The sequence below is a fragment of the Leptolyngbya sp. GGD genome (genome assembly GCF_026735145.1).
Lineage (GTDB): Bacteria > Cyanobacteriota > Cyanobacteriia > Leptolyngbyales > Leptolyngbyaceae > Leptolyngbya > Leptolyngbya boryana.
In genome coordinates this window covers 619,531-637,933 of sequence record NZ_JAPQKE010000001.1, presented here as the reverse complement: position 1 = coordinate 637,933, position 18,403 = coordinate 619,531, and the positions used below count along the sequence as shown (strand labels likewise).

At 47.5% G+C, this 18,403-nt stretch carries 14 protein-coding genes; 3 read left to right on the top strand and 11 right to left on the bottom strand.

Annotated elements, in window-relative coordinates; all coding sequences use genetic code 11:
* Positions 1-131: 131 nt before the first annotated feature.
* The 5 genes from OU814_RS03025 to OU814_RS03005 form a co-directional block, all read right to left on the bottom strand.
* A complete protein-coding gene (locus OU814_RS03025) occupies positions 132-515 on the bottom strand; it encodes a RidA family protein (protein ID WP_017290583.1) in 384 nt (127 codons plus the stop codon).
* Positions 505-1,095, bottom strand: a complete 591-nt coding sequence (locus OU814_RS03020) for a shikimate kinase (protein ID WP_268180361.1) — start codon at positions 1,093-1,095, stop codon at positions 505-507. The genes OU814_RS03025 and OU814_RS03020 overlap by 11 nt, the downstream gene beginning before the upstream one ends.
* Positions 1,096-1,623: a LapA family protein gene (locus OU814_RS03015; RefSeq protein ID WP_017290585.1), complete on the bottom strand. Its 528-nt coding sequence runs from the start codon at positions 1,621-1,623 to the stop codon at positions 1,096-1,098.
* Between the two features lie 43 nt (positions 1,624-1,666).
* Positions 1,667-2,716 (bottom strand): spore photoproduct lyase family protein, encoded by a 1,050-nt coding sequence (locus OU814_RS03010; RefSeq protein WP_017290586.1) that lies wholly within the window; start codon positions 2,714-2,716, stop codon positions 1,667-1,669.
* A 62-nt stretch (positions 2,717-2,778) separates the two neighbouring features.
* The gene (locus OU814_RS03005; RefSeq protein WP_190648933.1) at positions 2,779-3,018 is read right to left on the bottom strand and encodes a hypothetical protein; all 240 of its coding nucleotides are present in this window, start codon (positions 3,016-3,018) and stop codon (positions 2,779-2,781) included.
* Between the two features lie 725 nt (positions 3,019-3,743).
* Here OU814_RS03005 and OU814_RS03000 point away from each other — a divergent pair.
* On the top strand, positions 3,744-4,139 hold the full coding sequence (locus tag OU814_RS03000) for a PadR family transcriptional regulator (RefSeq protein ID WP_197693232.1): 396 nt from the start codon (positions 3,744-3,746) through the stop codon (positions 4,137-4,139).
* On the opposite strand, the gene OU814_RS02995 is transcribed toward OU814_RS03000, so the two are convergent.
* The 4 genes from OU814_RS02995 to OU814_RS02980 form a co-directional block, all read right to left on the bottom strand.
* Positions 4,136-5,290 carry an MlaD family protein gene (locus tag OU814_RS02995; RefSeq protein ID WP_017290589.1) on the bottom strand — a complete coding sequence of 385 codons (1,155 nt, stop codon included), beginning with the start codon at positions 5,288-5,290 and terminating at the stop codon, positions 4,136-4,138. The genes OU814_RS03000 and OU814_RS02995 overlap by 4 nt on opposite strands.
* Before the next feature lie 7 nt (positions 5,291-5,297).
* On the bottom strand, positions 5,298-6,131 hold the full coding sequence (locus tag OU814_RS02990) for an ABC transporter ATP-binding protein (protein ID WP_317135489.1): 834 nt from the start codon (positions 6,129-6,131) through the stop codon (positions 5,298-5,300).
* 48 nt (positions 6,132-6,179) lie between these two features.
* The gene (locus OU814_RS02985; protein ID WP_017290591.1) at positions 6,180-7,238 is read right to left on the bottom strand and encodes a hypothetical protein; all 1,059 of its coding nucleotides are present in this window, start codon (positions 7,236-7,238) and stop codon (positions 6,180-6,182) included.
* Between the two features lie 331 nt (positions 7,239-7,569).
* A complete protein-coding gene (locus tag OU814_RS02980; protein ID WP_268180357.1) occupies positions 7,570-8,040 on the bottom strand; it encodes a DUF4385 domain-containing protein in 471 nt (156 codons plus the stop codon).
* 242 nt (positions 8,041-8,282) lie between these two features.
* Here OU814_RS02980 and OU814_RS02975 point away from each other — a divergent pair, with 242 nt between their 5' ends.
* Both OU814_RS02975 and pruA read left to right on the top strand, forming a co-directional pair.
* Complete coding sequence (locus OU814_RS02975; RefSeq protein ID WP_268180355.1) at positions 8,283-8,948, top strand: SDR family oxidoreductase; 666 nt, start codon at positions 8,283-8,285, stop codon at positions 8,946-8,948.
* Positions 8,949-9,488: 540 nt separating this feature from the next.
* Entirely contained in the window at positions 9,489-12,482 is a 2,994-nt protein-coding gene (gene pruA / locus OU814_RS02970; RefSeq protein ID WP_268180353.1) for an L-glutamate gamma-semialdehyde dehydrogenase, read from the top strand.
* A gap of 173 nt (positions 12,483-12,655) precedes the next feature.
* On the opposite strand, the gene OU814_RS02965 is transcribed toward pruA, so the two are convergent.
* Together OU814_RS02965 and OU814_RS02960 are read right to left on the bottom strand one after the other, a co-directional pair.
* A complete protein-coding gene (locus OU814_RS02965; protein ID WP_268180351.1) occupies positions 12,656-15,547 on the bottom strand; it encodes a hybrid sensor histidine kinase/response regulator in 2,892 nt (963 codons plus the stop codon).
* Entirely contained in the window at positions 15,547-18,339 is a 2,793-nt protein-coding gene (locus tag OU814_RS02960) for a methyl-accepting chemotaxis protein (protein ID WP_268180349.1), read from the bottom strand. The genes OU814_RS02965 and OU814_RS02960 overlap by 1 nt, the downstream gene beginning before the upstream one ends.
* Between the last annotated feature and the right edge of the window lie 64 nt (positions 18,340-18,403).

The following is an 18,403-nucleotide window of genomic DNA, read 5'->3' as shown; positions in this document are numbered from 1 at the left end:
GTCCCTGAACGGACTGAATCGCTATATTCTGGTAGTCTCTTTAGAGACTTCGCACGGTTAGACCGTGATTTTCAATCACGGGCGGGAAAGCGCAATCAATGATCAACCCAAAATTTACAGGTGGAATTGCTTTACGCAGCGGTGAGTGCTGCGATCGCTTCAACCTCGATTTTCAACCCTGGCACAAAAAGGCTCTCGACTTGTACAAGGGAACTTGCAGGCAAGTGCTGTTCAAAGTAGCGAAATAAAACAGTTCTAAGCTGACTCAGTTGTCCTAGCTCGGTAACGAATATCGTGACTTTGAGTAATCCTTGAAAGCTCGTCTTTTCTGCTTCAAGAATACCTTGCATCTGTTCGAGAATCACTTCAGCCTGAGCGATTAGATCTTCGTCTTGTGCAGGCGTATTGAACGCGGTTAAGCCCGAAATAAACAGTAAGTCACCGTGGCGTACGGTATGCACATACGCACCTAGGGGTCTGTCGAGATGAGGATAATTTTTGCGTTCAATCTGCATTGGTTTGGAAGGGCATCTCCTTGTTCAACTGTTGAATCGCTTCATCCATTTGACGTTTCCGATCGCATTCTTGCGCGATCGCTCTCAAAACTCGTTCTGTAATTTGATCAGGCGTTTCATCGGGCTGGATCAAGATATGAATGTCGGCTTGAGCATAGCGCGATCGACGTTCAGATAAAAGCTGGTTTAAACGTGCTCCTAAGTCTTGCTGCTGAAGTAAAGGGCGAGTCGTGTCATCACTCAGACGCTTTTGGATCTGCTCAACGGGTAAATCTAACCAAACAATTACGCCATGCTTCAAATAGCTCCAATTATCTGGAGTGACAACAATTCCGCCTCCGGTTGCAACAACCTTTCTCAACCGTGAAGAAACCTGAGATAGCGTCGCCGTTTCGAGTTGCCGAAAAATGCTTTCTCCAGATTCAGCAAAAATGGTCGAAACACTTTGCCCAGTGGCTTGCTCGATAAACATATCCGTATCGAGAAATTCGTAGTTCAAGCGCTGTGCTAATAATTGCCCGATCGTCGTTTTTCCCACCCCCATCATGCCAATGAGAAAAACACTCACCCCGTTTAACATTTAGAACTCTTCCTCATCCAAATTTCGAGTCGGTGGTTTGATCACCTTATAGTCTGCATCCACAACGTCCGGCGGTGTAGTAGGTTCGCGATAGGTGTAGGAGTACGACGACCCAGATCGTGTTTCTGTAGTCGGTTCTTGACGCTTCTCGAACTCTTGCCGAGGACGATTGCGCGGTGTCTCTCCCCAATCATCACTCCCATCACTAAACCAATCGTCCGCATCCTCGCTTTTCGAGGGAGGGGATTGTTGACCGTAGGTGTAAACGCCTGCGGGTTTTGTCGATTGCCGAACCGTTTTACGTTCTGATCGACGCGCTGCAAATCGTGTTAATCCAAACAGGAAGTTGATGATGATTGTCGTTGCAATCCCAAGCGCGATCGCACCTAAAATCCACAACGACAGTGGCATCGTGGGAGATCGCACTCCTAGAAATACGATCGACATCGGCACTGTTGAATTTGACAGCGTGAAGATAACCAGAATGCCTGCTACCGCAAGGATAAAGACAAAGCGTAAAAGAGCCATGAGCAAAACCCACGATCTACGCTATCAGCTTAGCGTATTGAGCTTATGTCCAGTACAGAATTTTCCCATGTGGAAATCGCCGTGCTAATTCTCGCTCAAAGAACTGTCGCAATTCGCGCATCGTCTTCGCATCGTATACATATTTCATGCCGCCGAATTTATTCCGCTTCACAACTCGCGCAGACTCATCGAGATCTAACTTCGTATTCGGATACCAACTTAGGAGGACTTGCTTCGAGCCAGGTGTAAAGCGATGAGAAATCAGTTCAAAGGTCAGATCACAATCGAAGTCAATCAGCTCAGACATGCGATCGAGTAACTGTGTGTAATGCGCTTGCCAATCATCGATCGGCATAATCGGCGCGATCACAATGCCTAAAGGATAACCGCCTTCTAAACCTAATCGTCTCAGGGCTTGCAAGCGCTCCTCGACAGAAGCTGTGCCGCCTTCTAAGCGCTGACTCACGGGTGCAGCATTCACGCTGACTCGACAGCGCGTATGTCCATTGTGAGGCAGATCTAATAAGCCTTCCACATGACTGAACTTAGAAACCCATCTCAGATAGCCATCTTGGCGTGTACCGAAGTAACGAATACACTCGGCTAAGCTGCCCGTGAGATGCTCAATCCCCAGCGGATCAGTGTAGCAACTCACTTCATAGCTCGTCTCACGATTAGGATGCTCGTATCGAGCTAAGTTATCCAAAATCTGAGGTAGATTTGCATACACTCGAATCACAGGTGGCCCTGATAAACTGCCAGCGAGATAACAATACTGGCAATGCGCAGGGCAGCCTTCTGCAAGATGAAACTGCCAATCGGCAGAAGGCGGGATCGGACTGAGCTTGAGTTGACTTTGAGGAGCGGTGACGATCGCTAACGTTCGTTTCGCAATGCTGTAAGTCTCACGATCATCTTCTCCACGCAAGCCAGTCAAACGGTTTTTGGGAAGTTCTTCAATCGGTAAATCTAAGCTTTGAACTCGCTCTAAAATCTGTTGTCCCCACGGTTCATCTAATGCAGCGGGTGTAAAGAGAACTCGATCAGGCATCCAAAGCTTCGATTCGCGGGCTAAAACGGGACTCGCTACCATGCTGATTCATGCTTGCTACTTCTCTATTATGGCAAGGCTAAATTCAGCGAGGGTGGCGGGTTTTACGCCAGTTTGATCAGGTGGTTCCACACTTGTTTGAGGGCGCAATTGACGGCAATTTTTTCAGCGATCGAACAATCTGCTTTTTCAAACAAAGGTGCAAGCTGTTTGGCTTCGGTCAAACTAAAGCCATAGCTGCTTAGTTGCTGAGTATAAATTTGCTCACACACCGGATTGCGTCCTTGAGTCAGTAACTCTAAGTACTCTGTGTCTGACATTTCTAAATCGACAACGATTGACATTTCCTTCTCCGTGAATCGCTGCGTATAGCATATCAGGGATCGCTTCATCTCTCTAAAGACTGAAGAAAGGGTTCGATGATCAAGATAATTTCTCGGGTTGTTCTTCTCTTAACGGCGATAGCTGCGTGACAGGTCAAAACTTACGGTTGCACAATTTCCGAGTCCGCCTCATGAATCCTGTATTAAATCGATGAGAATGATTAGGCTGATTGCAAAAATATTCTGCTAAAATCTAAACGCTCTCACCCGATTGGGGGATTGATAACAACCTTTTAGTAGAAATGTTAAAGCTGATGCTTCATGGAAATTGTTCTAAGAAATGTCTGGGTTGAGTAAAAGATCATTCTGATCATTGAGCAGAGGAATACTCCCGTTCGTCTGCTAGGATAAGTGCAGCTATTTTGTATCACATACTACAAAATTAGAGACGCTTTCCAGAGCGTTTTTGATCATCTGACCAACCTTACTGCACTTAATATTCTTCTAGCCGGAAAAAGTCTGAGGCTGTAGGTTCGATTGCAGTCAGCGATCGAAATGTGTCAGGAATGAGGATGAGATCACAATCTATCTGCTTTGACCATCGACCAGATTGGCAATTGAACTCCAAACTCCAAGGCTATCACTCAGACAAATTGGGATTGTCTTGCTTTCTCCGAAATTTTCCGCAATTGGCAATGATAATGCCTAGCCCAGTGTAACTCTATTCGACGGTAGCTCTCCAAATCATGGACATTCAAACGATGGATGCTCAACGCCCCTTCACCCTGCAAGACATTTACCGATTCTTCCAAACGCCGCAGGTGATTTTCCTCAATCAGCAATTGACGGTTTGTTACCTGTTGTCGATCTTGGTTGAAAGCGACTCTTATGGGACTGAGTTTGTTCAGTCTTTAAAACAGAACTATCCGGGCTATCGACTCTCTGACACAATTTTGCAAAGTTCGCTGCGGTTTCTAGAGAAAGAAGGACTCGTCAGTAGTTATTGGAAAAAGCCAGAAAAGCGAGGTCGTCCACGCCGAATGTATCAGCTTTCCTCCTCAGCTCGACCCCAAGCCGAGGAACTTTCTACGCTGTGGCGGGAGTACGTGCTAAACCATCCGATCGAGACAGGAGATTCTTAGGGAGAAGGAGTCGGAGTTGGGTATGCGATGGGTTTAGGCGCTGCCAAAATTTGAGCGATGTCAGCCTGCTGTTGCAATTGCTGCGTTGAAGAAACTAGACCACTTAAACCATTGATCAGGCGCTTCAGATTGTCTCTTAACTGCGGATCACCGGTCAGTTCATCTAAGTCAGAGGTGATTTTCTGAGTGTTTTCAAAGGTTGCCCGTGCTGAATCTAATGTTTGTTGAAGCATTGTGATATTTGCAGGGTTGTTTAAGGTCACGGAGATATCCCGCAAGTTTGCAGAGGTTTGCACGGCATTCGCAGACAGTGTTTCTAAGTTGTTGATGAGCTGACTGCTTTCAACTCGGTTCAAAATCGGGCTGAGCCGAACGACGCTCGTGCGAAGCTCACTACTCGTTGCACTGAGATTGTCTAAGGTGGAAACGAGGGTCGATCGATTCGCGGCAATCAGATCATTAATTTGAGTAATGGTTAAAGTTGCTCGATCGGCTGTATTACTAATGGATCTGGCAGTTGCTGAAAATGTGCCAACTTCTTGACGTGCAGACTTAACTAAGCCCGTCACTTCGCGGCTCAGTTGAGCAATTTCCGCTGCTGCAACACTACTATTTTTGGTCAGAGCATTGATGTTGCCTGTAAATTGCGGATTGCTATACACATCTGCAAATTTGATCGTCGCTCGAATGAGTTCGTCAGTGCTAATTCCCATCACTCCTTGAATGCGAGAGTTTTCACACAGAATTAAATCTCGATTGCAATCTCGATCCAAGGGTTTACCTGGTTCAGCAGTCGCTACGAGATCTTTGAGTGGCGAAATGTCTAAAACAGTCTCCCCGAGTAGCCCGGTTTGATTCACACTCAACGTTGAGTCTCTGGGAATCACTAAATCCGCTGGTGCAATTTCTAGCTTCACTTCGACTCCATTTGCGCCAGCTGCAATGTTAGAGATTCTCCCGACATTGACTCCTCGGTAACGGACTGGACTCCCGACCTGAACGCCGTTGATTGTCTCGAATTCTGCTACTACGGTAAAACTTCGATTAGCAGGATTCAGTCCCTTCAGCCAGAGCACTAGACCGCCAAACAGTCCCACGCCTGCCAAAATCATTAAGCCTACTGATCCTTCTCGAACCGTTCGCGATCGCATAACCCCTCTACCCTAATACCTGAATTGGTCCTTCTACACTGCCACTAAAGAACTGCCGAATCAATGGCTCATCGGTTGTGTCGATTTCATGGACTTTGCCTTCCCATTGCACCTGCCCGCGATGGAGAAATAAAACTCGATCGGCGGTGCGCCGAATTGTACTCTCTTGGTGCGTCACCATCACATAACTTTGACATCCCCGCTTCGGACATTGTAGCGATCGTACTAAATCTTCAATCACTGTTGATGCGATCGGATCGAGTCCAGCGGTCGGCTCATCATACAGCAGTACGTCTGGTGTATCGTTAGGATTATCAGGATTTGCCATGATTGCCCGCGCAAAACTGACTCGTTTTCTCATCCCACCCGAAAGCTCAGCGGGAAATCGTTGACTGATGCCGGATAATCCAACCATTTCTAAGCGTTCTTCAACGAGTTGGCGAATTCTTTGGCGAGGCAGCCGGGAATGTTGATACAGCAAAAATCCAACATTTTCCTCAACATTCAGCGAGTCAAATAGCGCTGCTTGTTGAAACACCATACTGATGTGTAGTGGATCAGCCGCATCTTCGATCAGTCCTTTCCGCCGTTTACCGCCGATATAGACCTCTCCCGAATCAGGGGCAAGCAGTCCTGCCATAATTCGTAGAACTGTAGATTTTCCAGTGCCGGAGGGTCCGATGATTGCAAGGGCTTCTCCACGATAAACGGTTAAATCGACCTGATCGAGAACGGCATTGTCCCCGAATCGTTTGCTGACACCTTTTAATTCAATCAATGGATCAGCCATGCCTGTCCTAAAGTGCGATCGATTATCGCCATTGTGCAATACCAATACCAAAATAGCGATTCTTGTGTCCGATCCGTTAGGACAGATGCAGAAATTGGCTTAACAAGATTTGAACATTAGTTTCCAGGCGATTTTTTCGACGATCGTGTTCACGCCTTCGTGATGCAGTTCGATCGGTTGTTTTTTCAAGCGTCGCAGTTCGGTCATGGCTTTGCGGGTGACCGCATGGCTGGTGTCATCGGTGAGTAAGAGAACTGCATCGGCGGTTTGAATCTGCTGCACGGCTTGATCGACAATCAGTAAGCCATCCTCAACCGTTGACCAGACAAAATAAACTTTCGGTAACTTTTCTTTTACATAAGTGCGTGTTGTCGTGTGTCCCCCAAAGACAACGACTTTGCCGCGTAAGTGCGTATAAGATTCTTTTTGTTCTTTTTCTTCGATGTCCGTTTCAGGTTTCGGCTTTTTTTCGAGGATTGCTTTGGGTTCGGATTGCGCTTGTGCCCAGAGTTTGCGGGCATGTGCATCCATGATTTTTAACTTCTGGATGGCAGTGCCTTGCAGGGTAATTGGTTTGTCGCTTAACTCTTGAACGCGATTAAACAGAAACTCTACGACTTCATCTAAGCGATCGACTCCTTTCAAATCCTCTCGATAGTGATAAACGTCCATAGCTAAGTAAGAGGCATCATAATAGCTGGTCTGTTCTCTAATGCGATCGAGAAGTTGTTCGGCAGTTTCGTGTCGTTCTTGGGTGAGTTTTTCGGCTTGGTGTCGGCTCATTTGCGCTTCGTATTCGCGCTGTGCTTGTTCTTCCCGCCGTTCTTCGATCACTTGCTTGATGAAGTCGATATCGGTTGTGTTTTCGCCGTTTTCTTCGAGGGATTGTCGGGCTTCGATCAAGCGGCGAGAGAGTTCAGGGAGATCGTTTTGGATCTGGCTGCGGTAATGTCGAATGGCTATGACTAATTGTTCATAAGTGTTGCGTGCTTGAGTATCGCCTTCTAAAATGCCTTTTTCATCGAAGCCGCGTTTAAGATCTTCTAAGCGATTACAGTATTGCTCTAATCTTTGCTGTATTTCTCGCCGCGTATCCATAAGGACAAGTGTTTCTTGAGAGGCGGCTTCAAGATCATCGATCGAGAGGAAAGATTGCATCAGAGATTCCTTTTAGTAAATTGACTGGAGTGTTTTTTAAATATAGAGCCGTCCCGAACTCGTCTGAAATTCAGGATGGCTCAGGTGTGGGGTGATTCCACTCTATTTAGTCTGCCCATTGTACTGTCTGTTTGATTGTTTGCGGCGGACTAAATAATCCGCTTACGTAATAAATTTATTTTTATTCAGTTTAGATGCACAATGGAGATCTGAAATGTAAAGTACGAACGAATCGGTGTATTCAAATGCTATCGCGATCGAGAACCTGAGTTAAGGCAGTTTTTTAGCCAGAACCAGAATGCGGAGTGGGGTCTGCCGGAAGTCGGCTTTTTCAGTCTAAAACTTGCGCTTCAGCAGACTGTTTTCGATGTCGATCGCGCAGTTCAATATAGAGTAAATCAGTTTTAGCAAGCTGCCATTTTTCGTAGAAAATTTGAGCGGATTCGGCTTTCACTGGATCTTCGACGCGAGGCAGAACGACTTGAGCGTCTTTGTCATACTTTCTTCCTGATTTGTGATTTGCATAGCGTCGAGCGCGCGTATACCCCATCTGTAGAAATTTACGCGCCATGTCCATGCCCACAAAATCTTGTTGAGCTTTGTAGTTGAGAAAGAGTTGATAAATTGCATTTGCAGATTGACGAGCAATCTCTGGCGTTTTGAATCTCCAGTGCGGCAATATCTCGCTTTTGTAGGGTTCAACGAGCAATACGCCTTGCTCACCTCGACCCATACGATACAGTTCGGGATGCTGGCGAAAGTCGATCGCTTTAAAGTCCAGTGAGTAATCAAACTCTTGCATGAATTGAATCTTAAGCTAACGATTTAGGTTTACACGATGCTTAAAGTTAGCGAATCGACCAACTGAGAGAGATTTATAGCAATCCGGTTTGAGTGTAAAGGCTCAAAAGAGTGGGGATTGGGGAGTTACTAAGGGAACAACTTCTTACTTCACAACTGAATCTAGGGCGGCTATAGAACAAGCTGGAAAACACCGATTTCAGGTAGGCTATGAATAAGTTTTAGACGTGTTCCTCTAAGTGTATGGCTACTTATTTGGTGACAGGCGCAAATCGAGGCATTGGATATGAATATTGCCGTCAATTACAGGCGCAAGGTCATGAGGTGATTGCAGTTTGTCGAACTGCTTCTGAAGAATTGCGGCAGCTAGGGATTCGAGTTGAAGAAGGGATTGAACTCACCTCAGAATCTGCGATCGCAGAGTTACGATCGCGCTTAGGTGAGATGACGATCGATGTTCTGATCAACAATGCGGCAATTGCTAAACGGATTGACCTCAGTCATCTAGATGTTGAGAGTATCCGAGAGCAGTTTGAAGTGAATGCGATCGCGCCGCTAAGATTGACTCATGCACTGCTGCCTTTGCTCAAGTCAGGCTCTAAAATTGCGCTGATGACAAGCCGAATGGGTTCGATCGCAGACAATACGTCTGGCGGTTCTTATGGTTATCGGATGTCAAAAGTTGCCTTGTCCATGGCAGGAAAATCACTGGCTCACGATCTCAAGCCTCAAGGCATTGCTGTCGCAATTTTGCATCCTGGTTTGGTGCAAACCCGAATGACAAACTTTACCGTAAACGGGATTACTCCAGAGACCTCTGTTAAAGGACTATTGCAGCGAATCGAACAGCTTTCATTAGACAATACAGGGACGTTTTGGCATTCTAACGGGGAAGTTCTGCCGTGGTAAGTAGAGGGTGATTCAACATCAATTCGGCAAGTTCTCTCGCTTCTGGGGAAGTTCTGCCGTGGCATGTAGATGGGTGTAATTCAACATCAATTCGGCAAGTTCTCTCGCTTCGTTGCTCACCCGCCCCGGAATGAGTTCGGGACTAACCGTGCGAAGTCCGCTCTGGGACTAACAACCAGTTAAAACATTTTCTTCATTGAGTTTCAGTCCACTGATTTTAACCTTGTCTGCTTTGAAGATAGAAGTTAGTAGTTCACTCCATTCAATCGGATAGGGCGATAGAGTGAAGATCTAAAATCATGGTTGCTACTCTCCACTCTCCACTATGTATGAGCAGTTGACAACTAAACAATTACAGCCAGAATCTCCAATGAGAGCGAATTACGAACTGTAAACGAAGTCAAACTTTGATTGGGAACTGTAAACCTTTTTCATCCATCCCGAGTGTGACGCTCCTGACAGATTCGAGAATAGAACAGTAGGAGACTGGATACTTTCCCTGCACATTTCCCAGATTTTTCGATTGGAGTCAGTTAGGTTATGGTGAGTCAAGCTTTTGGAGATGCCTTGGGCACAGGTTCGCGAGAGCATTATGAATCTCAAACGCAAGCGATCGCGAGACAATTGCTGCGAGCAACTCGCGAATCGAGATCTTGGTTTGCTCAAGTCCGCGATCAGATGCAGTGGGATGATAAGTTGCTCGGCTGGGCAATGAGTAACCCAGGATTGCGAGTGCAGTTGTTTCGCTTAATTGATTGTTTGCCTGCGCTCCGCAGTAAGCCAGAAATCGCGCGGCATTTGCAGGAATATATGAGCGATCAGACGGTCGAATTACCTGCAGCGTTGAAGAGTCTGCTGAATTTTGCCAATGCTGATTCGATGCCGGGACAGCTTGCCGCAACGACGCTTTCTACTGCGGTTGAGACATTGGCGCATAAATATATTTCAGGCGAGAACCTGAAACAAGTGCTGAAAACGATCGAGCGATTGCGCAAAGAAAAAATGGCGTTTACGGTCGATCTGTTGGGTGAGGCAGTGATTACGGAGGCGGAGGCACAATCTTATCTCGATCGCTACTTAGAGTTGCTTGAGCAATTGACCGAAGCCTCAAAATCTTGGTCGAAAGTTGAGCAAATTGACTTCGCGGATGGGCAACCATTGCCGAAGGTGCAAGTGTCTGTGAAGTTGACCGCATTCTACTCGCAGTTTGACCCGTTGGATGAGGCAGGAAGTCAGGTGCGGGTTGCCGATCGTGCTAGAACTTTGCTGCGTCGGGCGAAGGAGCTAGGAGCAGCCGTTCACTTTGATATGGAGCAGTATGCTTACAAAGATTTGACGCTAGAGACTTTGAAGGCGTTGCTTTTAGAAGAAGAGTTTCGATCGCGCTCTGATGTGGGCATGACGATTCAAGGCTACTTGCGCGACAGTCAAGCCGACTTACAAGGGTTGATTGATTGGGCGAAAGAGCGAGGCACACCGATCACAGTGCGCTTAGTCAAAGGGGCTTACTGGGATCAAGAAACCATCAAAGCGGTTCAGAAAGATTGGCAACAGCCCGTTTTTAACGATAAAGCTGAGACCGATGCGAACTATGAACGCTTGACAGAATTGCTGCTCGAAAATCATGAGGTTTTGAATGCGGCAATTGGTAGCCATAATGTGCGATCGCAAGCTCATGCGTTAGCGATCGCGACTGCTCTAGAAATTCCGAAATCTCGGATCGAATTTCAAACCCTTTACGGCATGGGCGATAAACTCGCGAAAGCGATTGTAGAACAAGGCTATCGAGTTCGAGTTTACTGTCCTTACGGTGAACTGATTCCGGGAATGTCGTATCTGATTCGGCGGTTGCTCGAAAATACGGCAAATAGTTCATTTTTGCGGCAGAACTTAGAAGAAAGACCGATCGAGGATTTGATTGCGGCTCCTCAAGTGAGTGAACCTTCTCAACTCAAAGCGCTAGATAAGTTTGAGAATGCAGCCGATACAGACTATGCCGATCGAGCAAAACGCGATCGCATTCAATCTGCTTTGAAATCAGTTCGTCAGCAGTTTGGACAAACTTACCTGCCTTTGATCAATGGCGAGTTTGTAGAAACGGCTGAGAAGCTGAAATCTGAGAATCCATCGCGTTTTAGTGAGACGGTTGGCACAATTGGGCTGATCAGCGTTGACCAAGCAGAAGACGCGATCGCATCTGCGAAAGCAGCTTTTCCAGCCTGGAAACGGACTTCTGCTCAAGAACGTGCTCATATTCTGCGCAAAGCTGCCAATCTTTTCGAGCAGCGTCGCGAGGAGTTGATTGCTTGGATGACTTACGAAGTTGGTAAGCCTGTGAAGGAGGGAGACGGCGAGGTTTCAGAAGCGATCGATTTCTGTAACTACTATGCCGATGAGATGGAACGACTCGATCGGGGCGTGGACTACGATTTCCCCGGTGAAACAAACCACTATCGCTATCATGCTCGCGGCATTGTTCTGGTGATTTCTCCTTGGAACTTTCCACTAGCGATTCCGGTTGGTATGACTGTTGCTGCTTTAGTCACGGGCAACTGTGCATTGTTGAAACCTGCCGAGACTTCTTCTGTGATTGCTGCCAAGATTGCAGAGATTTTAGTAGAAGCAGGCATTCCAGCGGGAGTGTTCCAATTTATTCCAGGCAAAGGACATACCGTGGGCGCGCATCTTGTCAAACATCCTGATGTGCATATGATTGTGTTTACTGGATCGCAAGCGGTCGGGTGTCAGATTTACAAGGATGCAGCCGTGTTACAGCCTGGACAAAAGCACCTCAAACGAGTGGTCGCTGAAATGGGCGGTAAGAATGCAGTAATCATTGATGAGAGCGCAGATTTAGATCAAGCGGTTCAGGGGGTTGTGCAGTCTGCGTTTGGATATAGTGGGCAGAAATGCTCGGCGTGTTCTAAAGCGATCGTGCTTGAACCTGTGTATGAGACATTCTTGTCAAGATTGGTCGAGGCGACTCGATCTCTGAACATTGGAGAAGCTGAATTACCGGGTACGAAAGTTGGTCCTGTGATTGATAAGGAAGCTCAGAATCGCATTCAAAAATTCATTGAATGGGGTGAAAGGGCAGGAACGCTTGTATTAAAAATGCCTGTTCCAGAAGGAGGTTACTTTGTAGGACCAACAATCATCACAGATGTTTCTGCGGATGCAAAAATAGTTCAAGAAGAGATTTTTGGACCAGTCTTAGCTGTGATGCGTGCGAGTTCATTCCAAGAAGCTTTGGATTTGGCGAATGGTACGCCTTATGCGTTGACTGGGGGATTGTATTCGCGCACGCCATCGCATATTGAGCAGGCACAGGCTAATTTTGAGGTCGGAAATCTGTATATCAATCGCGGCATTACAGGCGCGATCGTGGCTCGGCAACCGTTTGGAGGCTTTAAGCTTTCAGGGGTTGGCTCGAAAGCGGGTGGAGTCGATTATCTGCTTCAGTTCCTAGAGCCGCGAGTGGTGACGGAAAACGTTCAGCGGCAAGGATTTGCGCCGATCGAAGGAGCGGAATAATGATGCGTGTAGGTTAGGGGCGTGGGCTAGTTGTCAAGCGCATGAATTTGGGGGAGTGGGGAGATAGGGAGCAAGAGCTTCTCTCCTCATTGCCCCATTCCCCTATCAGGTTGTTGAGTTGAACTACTAGACCTCAAATCAATTCGCAGAAAACAAAACTTCGCTGCATCGCTCTAAACCAAGGCAGTCGATTTCACCATGCCGTCTAAAGTTCGCAAGAGTACTTGTTCGTTATAAGGCTTGGAAAAATAGGCTGCTGCTCCCAAATTCTCCGCGACTTTTCGATGCTTCTCTCCACTCCGGGAAGTCAACATCATCACAGGGATCTGTGCCAACTGCTCGTCCGATCGCAGTTTTGCCAAAAAGCCATATCCGTCTAATCGGGGCATTTCAATGTCGCAAATCACCGCTTGCACAGACAGTCCTGCTTCTAAACGCTCGATCGCATCTTGACCATCTTTGGCTTGTTCAACTCGATAGCCCGATCGTTCTAAAGTCAAGGCTAAGAACCGACGCACATTGATCGAATCATCAACGACCAAAATTGTTGGCGTTGTCGATCGCGCCATACTCGGTTGGGATGCCGCTAAACTTGCGCGCAGTTGCTTGCTAAAGGCTTGATCCGGTTGAATATCTGAGCGCTCACAGCTTGTAATCCAGCGCAATAGCTCCGTCACATTCACCAATGGCACAACTCGCCCATCACCCAAAATCGTACAGCCACTAAAACCAGTGGGCAGAGCTAAGTTTCCTTCTACTTTTCGCATCGTTGCTTCTTGTTCACCCCAACAACGATCGATTTGAATCCCGAACCATTGCGGTGCTTGATCAATGATCACAACACTCGTCATCGCGATCGTGGGTGGCGTTTCAAATCCATGTGGAATCTGTGGACAGTTAAATCGCATCCATTTCTGCAATCGCACCAATTGCACCACTTTGTCTTGCCAGTTGAGAACCTCACTTCCCGCTGTTTCAATAATTTGATTAGGCTGGAGTAAAAAGAGTTCTGAAACAACATCGGTTGGCAAAGCAAGCAACATGCCATGACATTCAATCAGTAATACTTTGATCGTCGAAAGAGCAAACGGGATCGATAACGTAAACGTTGTTCCTTGTCCGGCTTGAGTATTCACGCTAATTTCGCCGCGAATTTGCTTGAGATTGTTTCGCACCACATCCATGCCAACGCCACGACCCGAAAGGGCAGTGACTTGAGTACTCGTACTAAATCCAGGCTCAAAAATTAGTGATAACAGTTCTTCATCGCGAGCCGCATCGAGTAAGACGGGATCGAGTCCCATTTGTTCAGCGCGATCGCGAATTTTGTCGATCGGAATTCCTTCGCCATCGTCTCTGACGGTAATGATGGTGCGGTTGCCTTGATTAGCCGCTTGAATCTCGATCGTGCCTTGCGGTGGTTTTCCTCTGAGTGCGCGCAATGTTGGTTCTTCAATCCCATGATCAAAGGCATTCCGAATCAGATGCATTAACGGATCATTCAATGCTTCGAGAAGATTGCGATCGATGAGGGTGCTACCTCCAACCACCGAAAGCTGCACCTCTTTCCCATATTGCAATGACCATTCTCGGATCGCGCGAGGGAAGCGATTGATCACATCGGAAATGGGGCGCATCCGCAACTGAGTTAAGCCACTTTGCAGTTGCTTCGCAGTTTTGGTTAAGTTCCGCGCCGATTGATCCGCATCATCCAAACTTAGATCAATGTCTTCGCTGACTTCTTGCAGTTGCACGATCGTTTCCATCACTTGCTGAGACAACAAGTGCAAGTCGCCATAGCGATCGAGTTCTAGTGCGTCAAAGCCCGATCGACGATTGTCCTGGAGCGATCGACTGCCATCTAAGGTGACGCGATCGTAAGCAGTTCTTAACTTAGCATTGACTTGATCAAGGACTTGTACCCGGTCGTGTAAAGTCCGAGCTAGACCTCGTAAGCGTTTTAGATAGAGATCTAACCCGTTGCGATCGATAGTTAATTCACCAAACGAATCATTTAACTGATTGAGTTGACGAACGGGAACGCGCACAGTCGTATCTTGAGCTTCAGTTGCCGTACTGATATCAGGTTCGGGATCTAGAATTTTGAAATCTGTGCCTTTTGGTTCGCCGACTGGAATGCGAGTTGGCATCGGAATCGGCTGAAAATCATCGACGGCTAACGCTTCTGCTGCTAATGCTTCGGTAAACCAATCGGTTTCGCCGACATTGGGTTCGAGGACAGAAGGCACGTCTGCAAAATCAGCCAATTCTGGAGGTAGAGTCGATTCCGCGATCGCAGTAGGAATTTGATCATACTGTCCGGCGATCGCAAGCTTTTGCGCGGTGCGCCACGCTGTTAAAGCTGATTCAGCAATGGCGCTAGTATTCTGTGAATCTTGTTCGATCGCGTAAGCAATCGATTGGCACAGTTGCACAAATTGCGAAAGTTGCAGCATTTCGCCTAACCCACCCAACTCTTGCGCCAGAATTGCTACCTCTTCTCGCAAGCAAGGCTGATCTGGAGTGTTGAGCACCGTTTCTAATCGCTCTAAACATCCTTCTACTTCTGTCTCAAACAACAGTGGAACGATGTCTTGCCCTTCTTCGGGTGAGAGAATCGATGCTGCATTTTCTTCCTGGGGATCGCCGAGTTCAGCATGTAATGCGTCAAAGACCGGATACGCTTCGACCGAGAGCCAATTCGCATCGACAAAAGAATCTTGGTGACGCTGCATCGATTCGCGATCGAACTCTACAACTTGTCGCAGACAGCCCACTGAGGCAAGCAGTAAATTCTCCAATCGCGGACTAACCACAATCGACTTGTCAATTTTCAGGACTTTCCAAGAATCTTCGAGCCGATGGGCAAGCTCACTGAGAACTTGAAATCCCATCATGCCTGCTCCGCCTTTAATCGAATGCGCTGCCCGCAAGGCGGCATTCGCTTTTGCCACATCGATCGGATGATTTGCTAAATCTAAAATCGTCGCATCAAGAACATCTAAGTACTCTTGCGCTTCATCGAGAAACTGACGGCGAATTTCCAGTTCTTTATCTTGTGCCATTAGCCCACCTTAAATGTGCCCACTGATTCTTGTAGCTCCTGCGCGACTTCTACGGTTTGTCTCAACGATCGAGAGACTTCCATTGAAGATGCCGATGTGCGTCCTGCTGCGGCTACGATCTCTTGCATCAAGTGCGAGACTGCATCTGAGGTTTGCACCTGCGTCACCGTCGCCTCTGAAATGGACTGCACCAAATCATCGATGCGGCGCGATACCTCTAGAATCTGCTCCAAACTCTGTTTCGCGTTATCGACTAATCGAGTTCCTTCCACGACCTGAGTTGTGCCTTGCTCCATCGCTTCGACCACTTCAGTCGTTTCGCGCTGAATCGTTGCGACAATTTGCTCAATTTCGCGCGTTGCTGTCGCCGATCGCGTTGCCAAATCTCCCACTTCTTCTGCAACGACAGCGAAACCTTGCGATCCTTCATCTGCCCGTGCTGCTTCGATTCCAGCATTAATCGCGAGTAAGTTCGTCTGCATCGCAATCTGGTTAATCAACGAAACGACTTTAGAAATCTGCTGCGTCGATTCACCCAGGCGTTTAACTTTCTTCGCCGTTTCTCCGATCGTATCTCGCAGACCCAGAATGTTCTGTACCGTTAGCTCCATCGCGATCCCGCCTGCTTCTGCGGTCGAAGAGGCTTCACGGGCAACCGATGCAGCTTGTTGGGCACTGTTCGAGACGGTTTGAATCGATCTCAGCATATTCTGAACCGAATCGAGCGTGCGGCTGGTTTCATCGGCTTGGCGGGTGGCTTCATCTGAAAGCTGCCGTACCGCTTGTTCATCCGAACTCAGCGAGGCATTCACTTGACTCGCAGCATCTTTTACCTGGGTAACAATCTGCCGCAAACTTTCCACGATCGAATTAAAGAAGTCGGCGACCGTGCCAATTTCTCCAGCCGTAACATCGGCTCGAACCGTCAAATCTCCTTCAACAGCTCCTTCTACATCTGCTAGCAGATTGATCAACTGCATCTGCAAGGCTTCTTTCTGCTGTTGCCGTTCTTCAGACAGTTGCTCTGCTGATTTTCTCGCGTCTTCTGTCTGTTCTAGCAAGCTTGCTTGATCGAGTGCGTAGCCAATCTGAACGGCTAACTGCCCGAAAAAGTCAATTTCTTCGGGTTTCCACGATCGCGGAGCCGAACACTGATGCGCACATAATAATCCAATCAACTCTTGGTTTTGCACGATCGGAGCAACCATATTCGCTTGGACTTCCAATCGTTCTAAAATCTCACAGTGACAATGACTCAGCTTTGCTTGCTTCAGATCTTCCATCGACCAAACGCGCCCTTCTCGATAGCGATCGACTAAAGACGCTTCCATCGGATCGCTGACGACTTTGCCCAATGCTTTGATCCAATTTGAGCCAACTGATTCTGCGGTGATAGTTCCGCTCAGGTAGTCCGGGGCAAATCGATAAACCACGACTCGGTCGGTTTTAAAGGCGGCTCGGATCTCTTCTACACTGGTGGCAAGAATATCATCCACAGATAGAGAGCGACGAATTTTGACGGTGATCTGGGTCAATAACTGTGATCGTTCAGCATTCTCTGTCTGTTGGCTAACCAAACTTTGTAACTGTCCCGCCATCAAGTTGATGTTGCGACCTAAGATGCTGATTTCATCAACTCCTTTAACCGCGAGACGAGTGTTTAATCTTCCATTCCCCAGTTCTAGAACTGCATTAGTTGCTGCCACAATTGGACGAGTTGCTCGACTTGCTAACCAAGCGGCGAGCAATCCAGTCAGGAAAACCGCCACAGCAGTTCCCAATAAAAAGGTGAGCAGTAACTGTCGCTGTGGCGCAAAAGCGATTTCGGTGGGGATACTCAACACCACATCCCACCCTAGATCAGGGAGTCGATCTCGTCCTGTCCAGGGTATGAAGCTGGCTAAGACAGGTTTAGATTCATTGTTGAGTTTCTGGGTAACAACACTGGAGTTGATCTCTCGACGAGATTGCAGTTGCGAAAAAGAGGAATAAATTGATGAAGCAGCTTGTCCGATCTTGGCATCTTGAGAAGACAAGAAGATTTGATTGCTCGCATCAAGAACACTGAAGGTTGCGCCGACTTTGTTGTAGTTTTGCAGTTCTGATGCCAAACTTTTAATCGGCACAACTGCCCGCAAAATTCCAATGCGCTTTCCACTGCCGCTTTCTTGAACTGGAGCAGTAATGTAAATCGTATAGGCAGTATTCGGACTCAGGCGCATCGGACGACTAATCGAAACCCGACTCGACTGAAGTGCGGCTCGGAAGTAATCTTGGTCGTCTTGCCGTGGGATCGGTTCGCGATCGGTCTGAATTAGCGCATTGCCATCGTTATCGAACAGCGTGATACTTTCGTAGTTTCCATTCTCAATAGCTCGCTCAAACAAGATGCGTTTCTCCTCGGTAGAAGTTCCGTCTTGGAGCCCTGGCGTCGTTAACATCGGCAAGCTTGCTAGAATCTGTAAGTCGGCAGTTCGTTCCGACATATAGCTAGCAATCCGTTGGCTGAGCGTAGTTGCCAGGGTTTCTTCCGTATCCACAATCTGGCGCGTAATTGATTGATTCGCAAACGAATACGCGATCGTGCCAATGACGAGAACGGGGAGAGTTCCGATGGTGATCGCGATCAAGGTCGCTTTGTTTTTCAGGCTCAATCGTCTAAATCGGGCAAGTCCTGGGATGGAGAGCGATCTGCGTTTCACAGGGGTTGGAGGCATATCGATCGAGCTTGGCTTTAGAGTGTTGGACTGAGCAAGCTGATCCCGTTGGGCGGCATTTAATTGGTCAACCATAGATTTAGAAGTTTCAAACGGGTAGTAGCGGTAGATGAGAACATGATGCGATCGCCTGATGAAG